The following is a 13815-nucleotide window of genomic DNA, read 5'->3' on the forward strand; positions in this document are numbered from 1 at the left end:
TGTGCTGCGCTAAATAGCCATCGTTAAAAATGAGAACTTGACCTGCAAAGGTAACGGTTTTAGTTTCAATGCAGACCAAACAGGAACTTAGTTCCATATATCGGAACACAATATGACTACCCTGGAAAATGCCGCTGCGGTATTAAAACTTTTTACCCGTTACGGCGTGATGCAAGGTCAGTCAGGATTGTCATTTAGTGATGTGGTCGAGTCTTTAGGGCTGCCAAAAAGCACCGTTTCACGGTTGCTGGCCACCATGGAGTCGCAGGGGCTGCTGGAGCGTGATCCGGATACGCGCTGTTTCCATATTGGCCGCGTATTGCTTTCGGTAGCCAGCAGCTATCTGTCAACGCCGCTGGTCGACAGTGCTTCACCACTGATGGCGCGGCTGGCGACAGAATCTAATGCCACCGGTTATATCTCGGTGCTGGATGGGCGCGAAATTATTGTGATGCGCATGTTCCACTGCCGGCAGTTTATTCAGGTGGTTACCCCGGCGGGCAGTCGTTCTCCGGCGGCGGAAACCTCGGTAGGCCGCGCGATTCTGGCGCGTCACAGCGACGATTATATTTGTGCGCTGTATCAGGATGCGTGGCAGGTCAGTTCGCCAAACTCACCGCAAACGCTGGATGAGTTACTGGCGGCGCTGGCGCAAGTGCGTCAGCAGGGATGGGCGCTGGCCCGTAACGAAACACTGCAGGGCATCAGTTCGCTGGCAACTGCGGTAAGCAATAAACATCGTGATGAAACGATTGGCGTCTGCCTCTCTTTTCCTTCGACTGAAGGTGAACAGCGTTATTCACCGCTGGTTTTAGCGGCGTTGATGACCACAGCGCATCAACTGGCCGAAAAATTTGGCGATCTGAAATGGCTGCAAAAATATCCAGGTCGCCAGTGATGACTTTGCGCCTCACCAGGGAAAGCAAAGTGCTGTAAAAGCCAATACCAGGGCTCTATTTTCAACATAACAACGTAAGCAAAGTCCGCAGAGACTCACTCGGGTAATTCTCTTCTCAACGTTCCTGAGGGGGAATTAACCTTATTTACCAATCCGATAATAATGAAATAAACCGACAGACAGGGTAATTCAACGGGGAAACTATGCGGCAGGATAATCCATTAAAGGATATTGGCATCGTTGTGATGCTGATTCTCCTTTCAGTTCTCGGCGCTATTATTGGCGTGCAGTTATTAACGACATTGGGTGTAACACCTAATACCTCAATTATTGGCGCGCTGCTGGCAATGCTATTAGCACGTATGCCAATGAAAGCTTTCCAGCGTTACCGTTCCGTGCATACGCAAAACCTGGCGCAAACCGCTATCTCATCCGCCACCTTTGGCGCGGCGAATAGTCTGCTAATGCCGATTGCGGTGCCATGGGTGATGGGCCAGCCGCAGCTGGTGCTGCCGATGTTTGTCGGGGTCTCGGCGGCGATGCTGCTGGATGCGTATTTACTCTATCGTCTGTTTGATACCCGTGTGTTCCCGGCCAGTAATGCGTGGCCACCAGGCGTTGCCGCGGCAGAAGCGATCAAAGCCGGTGACAGGGGCGGTAAGCAGGCGTGGCTGCTGGTGGTGGGCATTGTTGGCGGTGTTGCCGGTTCGATGCTGAAAATTCCAATGGCGGCCTTTGGTACGGCGTTTATCGGCAATATCTGGGCGCTGAGTATGTTCGGTATTGGTCTGCTGTTGCGCGCTTATTCTGAACCGATTGCTGGCATCGATATCAACGCTAACTATATTCCGCACGGTGTGATGGTCGGCGCAGGTCTGGTGGCGCTGATTCAGGTGGTGCAGGTGATCCGCAGTAAGAAAACGGATAACAGCGGCTACTCCAGTCCGGATACCGAAGTGCGCAAAGCGCTGGGACTGGGATCGGTGGGTTATGTGCTGATCGCTGCGCTGCTGGCGCTGGCCGCCGGTTTGTGGAGTGAGATGTCACTGCCGATGCTGCTGCTGTTTATCGTCTATGCCGCTTTTGCCGCCTTTGTGCATGAGCTGATTGTCGGCATTGCCGCGATGCACTCTGGCTGGTTCCCGGCGTTTGCCGTGGCATTGATTACGCTGATTATCGGCATTCTGATTGGCTTCCCGCCGCTGGCGCTCTGTGTGTTAACCGGTTTTACCGCCGCTACCGGCCCGGCCTTCGCCGATATGGGTTACGACCTGAAAGCCGGTTTTGTGCTGCGCGGTCATGGTAAGAATCTGCAGGAAGAGCTGTGGGGACGTCGTGTTCAGCTGATTGCCGCGTTGATTGCCTTTGTGGTGGCGATTCCGGTGGTGTGGTACGCGCACTTTAGCTATTTCGCGCAGGATTTACTGCCGCCAGTAGCACGCGTCTATGCCAAAACCATTCAGGCCGGTGCTGAGCCGGGGATTGCCATGAGTCTGCTGATTTGGGCGATACCGGGGGCGATCATTCAGTTAATTGGCGGACCAAAACGCCAGCTGGGCGTCCTGCTGGCAACCGGCCTGCTGATTAATAACGCCGCCGCTGGTTGGGCAATTATCGCCGGTATTGTACTGCGCCTGATTATCAGCCGTGTCTGGGGCGAGCGTGGCCGTACGCCAATGGAAGTGATGGCCGCAGGATTTATTGCCGGTGACGCGCTGTATAGCTTCTTCCACTCGATCTTTGCCAGTGGCGCTAAAAAATAAAACGAGGATTCAACAATGAGTTTGCAACAAACTTTGCAGGTTTTTGAGTTAATGGACCACGCCAGGGTCAGTGGTCAGGATATCGTTGATCTGTTTGCCGGTTATGCTGGTGTGAAAGCCACCACCCATCGCGTGGATGGCGAGAAAGGCGGCACCGATTTCGTGCGTATCGAAATCCACGGCACCGATGGCAAACTGAATGGCGGTAGCGCGGCTACCCTCGGTATTATTGGTCGTCTCGGCGGTATCGGTGCGCGTCCGACGCGTATTGGTCTGGTTTCCGATGCGGATGGCGCTGTCGCGGCGGTGGCCAGCGCCCTGAAGCTGGCTGAGATGCAGCGCAAAGGCGATCCGCTGGCAGGCGATGTGATTATCACTACCCATATCTGCCCGGATGCGCCAACCCGCCCGCATGAGCCGGTCGATTTTATGGACTCGCCAATCGACGACCTGTCGATGAGCAGCAATGAAGCGATCGCTGAGGCAGATGCTATTCTTTCCATTGATACCACCAAGGGAAATCGCATTCTTAATCACAAAGGTTATGCGCTGTCACCGACGGTGAAAGAGGGCTATATCCTGCGCGTTTCAGAAGACCTGCTGCGCATTATGGAGATGACCAGCGGCCAGCCGGCAGTGACATTCCCGATTACCACCCAGGACATCACGCCATACGGTAACGGTATCTATCACCTGAACAGTATCTTACAGCCGTCAACGGCGACCGATGTACCGGTGGTGGGCGTGGCGATCTGTGCTGAGTCAGTGGTGCCAGGTTGTGGTACCGGCGCAAGCCATGAAGTGGATATTGCGCTGACGGCGAAATTCGCGGTAGAAGTGGCGAAAGAGTTTGGCCGCGGCACCTGCCAGTTCTATGACGCTGAAGAGTATGCACGCCTGGTCGCGATGTACGGCTCTCTGGGCCATCTGCGCGCGCGGAAATAATCATGAAGCAGACACTGGTTACGCTTACCATTGGTCAGTCTCCACGCAGCGATATTCTGCCGCTGCTGCTGGAGCATATGCCGGAACAGCAGATCGCGCACGCCGGATTACTGGACGGGCTGACGGCTGCCGAAGTTGAGCAGCAGTTCGCGCCGCAGGCTGATGAAAAGGTTCTGGTTTCGCGTTTGCAGGATGGTTCGCAGGCGCGTCTGTCGGCGGCGAAAGTCGAGATCGCCCTGCAGAACAAGATTCTGGCGCTCGAGGAGCAGGGTTACGACATTATCCTGTTACTCTGCACCGGTGAGTTCGGCCAGCTGCGCGCCAATAACGCACTGCTGCTGGAGCCGGATCGCATTATTCCGCCACTGATTAAATCGATTGTCGACAGCCATCAGGTGGGGATTGTGGTGCCGGTGCAGGAGCAGATCCGTGAGCAGGCGAGTAAATGGCGCCACCTCAGCAAAGCGCCATGCTTTGCCGTCGCCAGTCCTTACCTCAGTGATGATGAAACCCTTACAGCCGCCGCGCTGTCGTTGAAAGAGCAGGGGGCGGATGTGGTGGTACTGGATTGTATTGGTTATCACCAGTATCACCGTGATTTCCTGCAAAAATTGCTGGAAATTCCGGTGCTGTTGTCGAATGTGCTGGTGGCGAAACTGGCTGCTGAACTGCTGGTGTAATCAGGGCGTGAGGTGTGCGACATTGCGTAGCAATTTTGCGTGACAGAGCGTGAAACAAACCTCTACACTGACTTTTCACATATTTTTAGGTTTCGAGGAAGTTGCATGCTCAACGTTAGTGAGTACTTTGACGGAAAAGTGAAATCCATTGGTTTCACCAGTGCCAGCACCGGACGCGCGAGCGTTGGCGTGATGGCGGAAGGTGAATATAACTTTGGCACAGCCCAGGCGGAAGAGATGACAGTGGTCAGTGGTTCACTGAAAGTTCTGCTGCCAGGTGAAACCGAGTGGAAACTCTATCAGGCGGGGGCGGTATTTAACGTTCCTGAGCACAGCGAATTCCATCTGCAGGTTGCCGAACCGACCTCCTATCTGTGCCGCTACCTGTAATCTGTAACGGGTGGGGATTGCTTTATGGGATCCCCATCTTAAAATAACCTGTTGCCGACTTTCCCTGATGCTAATAAAGACTGTCTGAACGATTGTTTTTTATTTTAATATCCTATCTTTGCGCTGTTTTTCTTTTTTATATAACGACCTGGCCATATCTCAGCTGGCAACAACCCGATTGTTGTCGCGATGATATTTTCACCCCGAGGCCAGGGTTTTATTAATGCATTATGTAAGGTGGATGATGAAAGACCATGCTCTCTGGAAAGGGCTGAGAGTGATTTTTTCTTTTTCCTTACCGCTGCAAGAATATCGGCCCGATGCCAGTCTTTTGAATTGATTCCCTTCATATTACTCTCCTGATTAATGATGTTTCGGAAAGTATCGTTTGTGTTTTTTAAAGTCAACATAAAAATATACACTTTGAGTATAAATGCGTATTTGATTTTTATTTTAATTATTATCTGATTAATTATTTTTATTGGATGTTTTTTGTCGGTAGTTTTTTCTATTCTCTGATGGTTACTCAATGGACAGATATTATAAATGTTTATATGCTAAGGGTTAGGTGAAAAACAGGGACGTTTATCTATGAATGTGTCGGGTTCGCAGAGAAAAGAAAATATTATCAATAATATAACATATATTATGAGAAGTCGCGGAGAAACTAAAGCATCTCTCGCTTCTCGCACAGGGGTTACACGCGCAACAATATATAAGATCCTTGAGGGTAAAGTTAATAATATTCAAAGGTCAACTGTGACCCGGATAGCTGACTTTTTCGGTGTTGCGTGTGAAGTTATTGAAAATTATGATCTCGAGTGCATTGAACTTATTGAAAAAACGTTATCACCTGAAGGCGATAAAAATCCTGCGGCAATTCCCATTATTCCTCAGGGAGAGTTTTTGGGCTGTCTCGAAAAAAGAGTTGGCTATCTCGTTACCCGATATCCGTTAACATGGTATTTTGGCGACGTATCAAATATGGTTGCCTTAAAAGTAGAATCCAATATAAAAAATGTTTTCTATCCGGGAGATATTCTTATTATTAAGCGTAAGGTCTATCCTTCTGATATGCAGCTTGCGCTCTTTTATTCAAAAGACGAAGGGTTTTATCTAAGTTATGATCAGGAAATCTCTCGGTTTATGTATAAGACTGATGAATATCTACTTGGTACTGTTATTGAAGAGCGGGTATGATTTTTGATGTTAATTTAAATATTCAAGGAAGGATATGCAATGGAACACAATACCAAATATAAACTACTTGGCTTTGAACGTTCAGATGTTATTAAAGCTAATATTATGGTTCTTGCAACTGGAAAATATATTAAGATTGGTTTGCCAGATCTTGAAAGTAGCGAAATAACTAATGATTTAAATAGAGATGAAATTAAAGCGCTTTATCGAAGAATGTATGGCAATGAAAATACTGTGACATCTTATGAACTAGGTGACAGGCATGAACGATCCTGGTATGCTTATCTCATTATCAGTATAGCTATGACAGTGATATATATTCTTTGCACTATTAGCGGCGTAAAGCCCATTCATATTCCTCTGGTTAACTTTGTTGTCCCACCAGCGATATTTTTCTATCCTCTCACTTTTATTTTTGTTGATATTCTTAACGAATTTTTCGGCTTAAGAATGGCAAGAAGAACAATACTTATTTCATTTGTCGCAAATGTTTTATTTGTTGCAGGCTTGTGGGCAACAAGCCTGCTTCCTGGCCTGGCTGAGTGGGAGCTGAATGAATCATATAGTGCCTTTGTAACAAGCATTGTTGCTGTGCTTTTTGCTTCTTCTTGTGCCTATCTGGTATCGGAAAATATTAACTCATTATTACTTTGTAAAATAAAAGAACTGACAAACTCCAGATACCTTTTTATAAGAGTGATCACCAGTACCGTTATCGCGTCGGCGATAGATAGTGTTATTTTTTGTACATTAGCTTTTTATAATGTGCTGAGTATAGAGACGATAAAAACCATGATAATGTCACAGTTCATCATTAAATTAGCTTATGCAATTATTGGCGTGGGACCAATCTACGCCACTCGTGAACTATTCAGAAGATATATTAACGCAGAAAACAAAAAGGAATGTGTATGAGCATAGGTAATGGAATAACGTTGCTGGGAAAAAACACAAATTATATCCAGAACTACTCGCCCGATTTACTTGAATCGCTTCCACGGGCTTATGCCAGGGAGGAAATAAAGATTCAGTCAGGAAATTTACCTTTCTCCGGCTTTGATTTATGGACGGGATTCGAGCTTTCCTGGTTAAATAATAAGGGGAAACCTGTTGTTGCTATTGCGGATTTTTTCATCCCGGCAACAAGCAGAAATATCATTGAATCAAAGTCATTCAAACTCTACCTCAATAGTTTCAATCAAACAAGGTTCGCTACAACGGAGCAGGTTGCCGAATCGCTCAGGCAAGATCTTTCACTGTCTGCCGTTGGCGAGGTAAAGGTCAACATTTATCCTCACCTGACCGATTACCCGGCAGCTAGTAACTCGCTGCCTGGCGAGTGTATTGATCAACTTGATATCGAAATTGGCGATTATACCTTCAAACCAGAACATCTTATTGGTTCCACCTTTGATAAAATTGTTTTTGAAACACTCTCATCAAATTTACTCAAATCCAATTGTCTGGTGACCAATCAACCTGATTGGGGCAGTGTTGTTATCAGATATGAAGGGCAACAAATAGATCGAGAAAAGTTACTCCGATATATTATTTCATTTAGAATGCATAATGAGTTTCATGAGCAGTGTGTTGAACGTATATTTAACGATATTAATTACTATTGTCGTCCGGAGAAATTAAGCGTTTTTGCAAGATATACCCGCCGGGGGGGATTAGATATCAATCCGTTTCGCAGCAACTTTGAAGAAAGACCTGCCGCGCCACGTTTAATCAGACAATAATATTGAGCGTTGCCATATTGATCGGCCATGAAGCACTGGCGAATTCGCTTTCGTCAGTGCTGTTTATTGTTTTTTACCGCTAACCGCCGGATTCTCCTCCAGCGCCACCATCAGTTGCGATAGCGCATTATCCAGCTCCTCCAGAGTATTCGGCGGAATTAACGCCAGCAGTCTCTTTTCGTTTTCCACATGTACTTCCACCACACGATTGATCAGCGCTAAGCCTTTTTCCGTCAGCTGCACCAGCATACTGCGTGCATCGTCGGTATTGGGCAGCCGTTCAATCAATTCGCTGGCTTCCAGTAACTTCAGACGATGGGTCATGGTGCCGGAGGTGATCATCAGTGCGGAAAACAGCGCCGTGGGCGACAGGCAAAAAGGTGTCCCGGCACGGCGCAGGGTGGCCAGCATATCGAACTGCCAGCGCGTCAGGCCAAAGGGAGCGAAGGCTGCTTCAATCCTCGGTTCCAGCAGCATGATGCAGCGTTTCAGACGACCCATTGGCCCCATCGGGCTGGCATCAATATCCGGCCTTTCCCGTCGCCACTGTTCAAGAATTACGTCAACTGCATCCGGTTTTCGGCTAGTCATACGTACTCCGGTATCTTGATATCGAGGTAATTTTCAACGGTTTATCAGATTCGGAGTTTAAGAATAACGCGCAGACCCTGCTGAAGCCCGTGATCGGAAGCGCAACTTATGACGTTACTTTGGGGGGGGTTAACCCCAAAGTAACGCGTTACCGCTACGCTATACGCATTTAAACAGTTGTTTACTTTTCATCAAGCTTATCGCGCAAGCGCTTACGGATAGCACGCATCTGCGATAACGAATGTTTTACTGTTCCGCTGGCGCCAAACATATCATCGTGGGTGATCATATTTTCAATCACCAGAATCTTGCCGCCAGGGCTTTCCTGAAAGGAGATAACAAGTAGTGGGTCATGATCATCAGGTAACACTCGCCCGTGATAAAGGCCGATATAATACGGGGAAGACCCCAACGTGGAGTTGGAATCTTTGATCATGCCGTAACGCCGTTCATGGATATGCTCATAGACTTCAACATAACCCCGTGCTTGCCACAGCTTTTGCAATGCCTGAATATCGCCGATGTAAGTGATTACCACATCAAGGTCAAAACCAAAATAATCACTCACTTCGCCAAAGCGTCTGGCAAAATCAACCCGTAATATATTTATCCTTGTGATCACGGCGAGTCCTTTCCGCTAACATCTCACCATAAATTTCTTGCAGGAAATTCCGGCGATATTCTTCATCACTCTTCCCTGTGACGTGAGTACTACCTGACTGACGAGACAGAGAAAGCATTTCATCAAGGTTTGCAGCGTTAACCGGAGTGAGCTTCATAAAAATCTCCTGTGCAAATTTCAGTCAAGTATACCATAAGTATGGATAGCGAAAAGGGGGGAAAGTTAACGCTGAGCTTCACCACCCAGTGCTTCCACCAGGTTACTGACCAACGCGGCTAATTCGCTGGTCATCAGGATAAAATCAGCGTCGAAACGCAGGGCGAAATCTTCGCGATCGATATCGTCGTTCTGCTCACGCAGGGTGTCAGCAAATTTCAGACGCTTCAGCGAACCATCATCAGACAGCAGCAGCTGAATACGTTCCTGCCAGTCGAGCGCCAGTTTGGTGACCAGTTTGCCGGCTTCGATATGGTTGGCAATCTCATCACACACCAGATCCTGCTTCTTACAACGGATCACGCCGCCATCTTCGAGGATCGCTTTCAGCTCGGCTTCATCCATTAGCGCAAAACCGGCCGGGACATCACCGGAACGCACCCACTCGGTCAGCGTCAGTTCGATCGGGCTTTCCAGCGTCAGCGGCACCACCGGCAGTGAGCCCATGCTTTTGCGCAGCAGCGCCAGCGTGTCTTCGGCTTTCTTGGCGCTGGCGCAGTCGACCATAATCAGGTTGTTAACCGTATCAATCCACAAAAAGGTCTGGCTGAAACGGCTGAAGGCGCGCGGCAGCAGGCTGTGCAGCACTTCATCTTTCAGCGAGTCTTTTTCGGTCTTTTTCAGTTTGCGCTGCTGCTCGCTCTCCAGCTTATCGATCTTCGCTTCCAGCGCCTGTTTAATCACTGGCGATGGCAGGATCTTCTCTTCTTTACGTGCGCAAATCAGGATCTGGCCGTTATTCACATGGGTCAGGGCATCGCTGCGCGAACCCATTGGCGAAACCCAACCGGTTTTTGCCATATCCTGGCTGCCGCAGGGACTAAAGGAAAACGCTTCGAGTTGTTTTTCCATATCGTCCGTCGACAGCGGAATGTCACGATTCAGACGATAAACCATCAAATTTTTAAACCACAACATGGTGTTTTCCTTAGCCGGGGCGCGATCTGGCGCGCAAGTCTTAAAGTCAGCGCGCATGATAGCGAAACATCGCCGCGGTTTCATTGCCTTTCAAGCTGCGCCCTTCTAATGTAACTGTCTCTGCGTCGCATAATGAGGACAACAACGTGCGTATAGGTATCGATTTAGGCGGCACCAAAACTGAGGTGATTGCGTTATCCAACCAGGGGGAAGAGCTGTTTCGCCACCGCGTGCCGACACCGCGTGACGACTATCAGAAAACCGTTGACGCTATTGTCGGACTGGTGACCCTCGCGGAAGAAAAAACCGCGCAGCAGGGCAGTGTCGGCATCGGTATTCCAGGAACGCTTTCGCCGTACAGCGGCAAGGTTAAAAATGCTAACTCCACCTGGCTGAATGGTCAGCCACTGGATAAAGATCTTTCGGCGCGACTACAGCGCGAAGTGCGGGTCGCCAATGATGCTAACTGTCTGGCGGTGTCCGAAGCGGTAGATGGCGCGGCGGCGGGCGAAGCGACGGTGTTTGCGGTGATTATTGGCACCGGCTGCGGCGCGGGCGTGGCGCTTAATGGCCAGGCGCATATCGGCGGCAACGGTAATGCGGGCGAGTGGGGCCATAATCCGCTGCCGTGGATGGATGAAGATGAACTGCGCTACCGTCTGGAAGTGCCCTGCTACTGCGGCAAAGCGGGCTGTATTGAGACCTTTATTTCCGGCACCGGTTTCGCCACCGATTATCAGCGCCTGAGCGGCCAGTCACGCAAGGGGGCGGAGATTATTCAGTTGCTGGAGCAGCAGGATCCGGTAGCTGAACTGGCGATGAGTCGCTATGAGCAGCGGCTGGCAAAATCGCTGGGACAGGTGATTAATATTCTTGATCCGGATGTGATTGTGATGGGCGGCGGGATGAGCAATGTTGCGCGTCTGTATCAGACGGTGCCGTTATTGCTGAAAAACTGGGTGTTTGGCGGTGAGTGTGAAACGCCGGTGTTGCAGGCGCGGCATGGTGATTCCAGTGGCGTACGCGGCGCGGCCTGGCTCTGGCCGTTATAGATCAAAGCGGCCCTCTGCCGTCAGCAGCAGAGGGCCGTAAAGCTTACTCGACGCCGGACAGCATCGCATCCGCTGGCGCGTTGTCGCGCTGCGCTTTGGTCATCAGGAAGTAAATATAACCGGCCGCCATCATTGCGATAAAAATCCCGCCGATTAATGGGTTAAACCACAGCATCGCAATCAGACAGACTACCGCCAATACCAGCGCGATTGCCGGGACAATCGGATAGCCCGGTGCGCGGAAGCTGCGCGCCATCTGCGGTTCAGTACGACGCAGACGGAACAGGCTCAGCATACTCATCAGATACATCACAATGGCGCCAAATACCGCCATGGTGATCATCGCCGCCGTCAGCGTCATTCCCTGCAGATTAATCCAGCTGTCGCTAAAGATTGCCGCGATGCCAATCAGTCCACCGGCAATAATCGCCCGATGCGGCGTCTGGAAGCGGGAGAGTTTTGCCAGCGCTGGCGGCAGATAACCGGCGCGCGACAGGGCGAAGAACTGGCGTGAATAGCCGAGAATAATGCCGTGGAAGCTGGCCACCAGACCGAACAGGCCAATCCACACCAGCATATGCATCCAGCCAGAGTTTTCGCCGACAATCATTTTCATCGCCTGCGGCAGCGGATCGTTAATATTCGACAGCGTGCGCCAGTCGCCCGCGCCGCCCGCCAGCAACATCACGCCAATCGCCAGCACCACCAGCGTCAGAATGCCGCTGATATAGGCTTTCGGGATCGTGCGTTTGGGATCTTTCGCCTCTTCGGCGGCCATCGCTGCGCCTTCAATGGCCAGGAAGAACCAGATGGCAAACGGGATGGCGGCAAAGATACCGGACACCGCAGGTATACCGAAACTATCGCCGCCTGACCAGCCGTTGGCGACAAAGTTAGCCATACTAAAGCCTGGCGCCACCACGCCCATAAACACCAGCAGTTCACCTACAGCCAGCACCGTGACGCAGAGTTCAAACATCGCCGCCAGTTTTACGCCGAGAATATTCAGCGTCATAAACACGATATAGGCGCCAACGGCGGCATATTTCGGATTCAGCTCCGGGAACTGCACATTCAGATAGGCGCCAATCGCCATCGCAATCGCCGGTGGAGCAAAGACGAATTCAATCAGGGTTGCCATACCGGCAATCAGACCACCGGTTTCGCCAAAGGCGCGACGGCTGTAAGCAAAAGGACCACCGGCATGCGGAATGGCGGTGGTCAGTTCGGTAAAGCTGAAGATAAAGCAGGTGTACATGGTGGCGATCAGGGCGGTGGTGATCAGAAAACCCAGGGTACCCGCTACGCCCCAGCCGTAACTCCAGCCGAAGTATTCGCCGGAAATGACCAGACCTACCGCGATGCCCCACAGATGTATCGTGCCCAGTGTGGGCTTGAGCTTACTTGTCACTGTCATATTACACTCCCCGCTATTGTCTTGTTATTTTCGAGGTCAGCGCCTCGCCCCGGTTATCGCTTGCCAGCAGGGTTTGATAATGCCGCCGCCATGCCCGGGAAAACTTGACGCTGGCGCACTAAGTTTTGTCATCTATAGTCAACTCAGCGGCAGGAAAAGCGCCCGCTGTACGCTGCGGTCAACATTGGGTCGTCTGCGGTCAAGCCGAACGGATGTCTGGCATCACATGCTGGTAACACTTTTGTTATCCCCGGAGCCTGACTTATGAGTGCCAAACAATATGACACCCTTGATAACACTGCGCTGACCGCGCTGGCGCACGCTGCCCTCGCACAATACCCTGCGGCGCTGCATGGCGAACTGAGCCTGCTGTGTCGATCCGAAAACGCCACTTTTCTGCTGGTGGCCAATGGTCAGCGCTATGCCCTGCGCCTGCATCGCGGTGATTACCATCAGAAAGCGGATATCGAAAGTGAGCTGCACTGGCTGAATGCCCTGCGTGATACCGGCATTGTGGTGCCGCAAGCGGTGCTAAACCGTCAGGGCGAAGCGGTGCAGACCCTGAAGCTGCCGGATGGCGGTGAGCGCTATGTGGTGCTGTTTCACTGGATCGAAGGCGAAATGCCGACCACCGATGTCGATCCGCGCGCCTTCCGCCAGCTGGGCCATATCACCGCCCGCCTGCATCAGCACAGCCGCCAGTGGCAGCGCCCGGCGGGCTTTCAGCGCATTATCTGGGATCACCGCACCATGGTCAGTGCGGACAGTCACTGGGGCCACTGGCAGGATGCCCCTAATCTGCAAATCGCCGATCGCGCCATTGTCGGCCAGGCGATTACACGGATTGGTGATGAGCTGGCGGATTATGGCAAAGGCGCCGATCGCTACGGCCTGATCCATGCCGATCTGCGTCTGACCAATCTGCTGCTGCACAAGGGCGAAACGCGGGTGATCGATTTTGACGACTGTGGCTTCGGCTGGTATCTGCACGATCTGGCCGCCGCCATTAGCTTTGTTGAGCACCATCCGCGTGCTGCCGAGTGGGTGGATCACTGGATCCATGGCTACGAGCAAGTGGCGCATATTTCCGATGCCGATATGGCGCTGGTGCCCACCTTACTGATCCAGCGGCGTATTCAGCTGCTGGCATGGGCCGGTTCCCATGCCGAGACGGAAATGGCGCAAAGTCTTGGTCCGCAGTGGGCCGATCATTCGGTGCGTCTGTGTCGCCGCTATCTGGAAACCACGCAGCTGCCGGTTGGCGCCTGAATCTGCACTATCATCGGGCAGGGATGCGCAGCCGCGGTGCCCGGCCCGTGACTGATAATCACTAACTTATTGTTTTACCTCGCCATAGTGGTTGGTACGAAATTTGCTGCTT

General features: G+C 51.1%; 16 protein-coding genes. 10 read left to right on the top strand and 6 right to left on the bottom strand.

Translation table 11 applies throughout. The features are described 5' to 3' along the window. The first annotated feature begins 112 nt into the window (after positions 1-112). The 5 genes from J2125_RS16685 to ppnP all read left to right on the top strand — a co-directional run bounded on the left by J2125_RS16685 (position 113) and on the right by ppnP (position 4676). On the top strand, positions 113-898 hold the full coding sequence (locus tag J2125_RS16685; protein WP_017800875.1) for an IclR family transcriptional regulator: 786 nt from the start codon (positions 113-115) through the stop codon (positions 896-898). 203 nt (positions 899-1101) lie between these two features. Beyond that, positions 1102-2661, top strand: coding sequence for an OPT/YSL family transporter (locus tag J2125_RS16690; protein WP_017800876.1), 1560 nt, complete (start codon positions 1102-1104; stop codon positions 2659-2661). A gap of 15 nt (positions 2662-2676) precedes the next feature. Next, positions 2677-3606, top strand: coding sequence for a DUF1177 domain-containing protein (locus J2125_RS16695; RefSeq protein ID WP_017800877.1), 930 nt, complete (start codon positions 2677-2679; stop codon positions 3604-3606). Between the two features lie 2 nt (positions 3607-3608). Continuing rightward, complete coding sequence (locus J2125_RS16700) at positions 3609-4286, top strand: AroM family protein (RefSeq protein ID WP_017800878.1); 678 nt, start codon at positions 3609-3611, stop codon at positions 4284-4286. A 105-nt stretch (positions 4287-4391) separates the two neighbouring features. Then, positions 4392-4676 carry a pyrimidine/purine nucleoside phosphorylase gene (gene ppnP / locus J2125_RS16705; protein ID WP_017800879.1) on the top strand — a complete coding sequence of 95 codons (285 nt, stop codon included), beginning with the start codon at positions 4392-4394 and terminating at the stop codon, positions 4674-4676. A 104-nt stretch (positions 4677-4780) separates the two neighbouring features. Here ppnP and J2125_RS16710 read toward each other — a convergent pair whose 3' ends face one another. Then, the gene (locus tag J2125_RS16710; protein ID WP_017800880.1) at positions 4781-5026 is read right to left on the bottom strand and encodes a helix-turn-helix domain-containing protein; all 246 of its coding nucleotides are present in this window, start codon (positions 5024-5026) and stop codon (positions 4781-4783) included. A 241-nt stretch (positions 5027-5267) separates the two neighbouring features. On the opposite strand from J2125_RS16710, the gene J2125_RS16715 reads away from it, so the two are divergent. The 3 genes from J2125_RS16715 to queF are packed head-to-tail and all read left to right on the top strand — an operon-like array spanning position 5268 to position 7618. Next, positions 5268-5876, top strand: coding sequence for a helix-turn-helix domain-containing protein (locus J2125_RS16715; protein WP_017800881.1), 609 nt, complete (start codon positions 5268-5270; stop codon positions 5874-5876). A gap of 39 nt (positions 5877-5915) precedes the next feature. Next, positions 5916-6791 carry a queuosine precursor transporter gene (locus J2125_RS16720; protein WP_017800882.1) on the top strand — a complete coding sequence of 292 codons (876 nt, stop codon included), beginning with the start codon at positions 5916-5918 and terminating at the stop codon, positions 6789-6791. After that, complete coding sequence (gene queF, locus J2125_RS16725; protein ID WP_026111660.1) at positions 6782-7618, top strand: NADPH-dependent 7-cyano-7-deazaguanine reductase QueF; 837 nt, start codon at positions 6782-6784, stop codon at positions 7616-7618. Before J2125_RS16720 ends, queF begins: the two co-directional genes overlap by 10 nt. A 63-nt stretch (positions 7619-7681) precedes the next feature. Here queF and J2125_RS16730 read toward each other — a convergent pair whose 3' ends face one another. The 4 genes from J2125_RS16730 to rdgC form a co-directional block, all read right to left on the bottom strand. Then, positions 7682-8209, bottom strand: coding sequence for a MarR family winged helix-turn-helix transcriptional regulator (locus J2125_RS16730; RefSeq protein ID WP_026111661.1), 528 nt, complete (start codon positions 8207-8209; stop codon positions 7682-7684). Positions 8210-8390: 181 nt separating this feature from the next. Next, the gene (locus J2125_RS16735; RefSeq protein WP_071590507.1) at positions 8391-8831 is read right to left on the bottom strand and encodes a hypothetical protein; all 441 of its coding nucleotides are present in this window, start codon (positions 8829-8831) and stop codon (positions 8391-8393) included. Further along, positions 8800-8988, bottom strand: coding sequence for a hypothetical protein (locus J2125_RS16740; protein ID WP_017800886.1), 189 nt, complete (start codon positions 8986-8988; stop codon positions 8800-8802). Before J2125_RS16740 ends, J2125_RS16735 begins: the two co-directional genes overlap by 32 nt. Before the next feature lie 65 nt (positions 8989-9053). Continuing rightward, positions 9054-9965 carry a recombination-associated protein RdgC gene (rdgC, locus tag J2125_RS16745; protein ID WP_017800887.1) on the bottom strand — a complete coding sequence of 304 codons (912 nt, stop codon included), beginning with the start codon at positions 9963-9965 and terminating at the stop codon, positions 9054-9056. A 146-nt stretch (positions 9966-10111) separates the two neighbouring features. Here rdgC and mak point away from each other — a divergent pair, with 146 nt between their 5' ends. Continuing rightward, positions 10112-11017, top strand: a complete 906-nt coding sequence (gene mak, locus J2125_RS16750; protein WP_017800888.1) for a fructokinase — start codon at positions 10112-10114, stop codon at positions 11015-11017. Between the two features lie 43 nt (positions 11018-11060). On the opposite strand, the gene eat is transcribed toward mak, so the two are convergent. Then, complete coding sequence (gene eat, locus J2125_RS16755) at positions 11061-12428, bottom strand: ethanolamine permease (RefSeq protein ID WP_026111663.1); 1368 nt, start codon at positions 12426-12428, stop codon at positions 11061-11063. Positions 12429-12698: 270 nt separating this feature from the next. On the opposite strand from eat, the gene J2125_RS16760 reads away from it, so the two are divergent. Next, the gene (locus J2125_RS16760; RefSeq protein WP_017800890.1) at positions 12699-13703 is read left to right on the top strand and encodes a phosphotransferase enzyme family protein; all 1005 of its coding nucleotides are present in this window, start codon (positions 12699-12701) and stop codon (positions 13701-13703) included. Positions 13704-13815 lie beyond the last annotated feature (112 nt).

The sequence above is a fragment of the Winslowiella toletana genome, from assembly GCF_017875465.1.
In the GTDB taxonomy this organism is placed as follows: Bacteria; Pseudomonadota; Gammaproteobacteria; order Enterobacterales; family Enterobacteriaceae; genus Erwinia; species Erwinia toletana.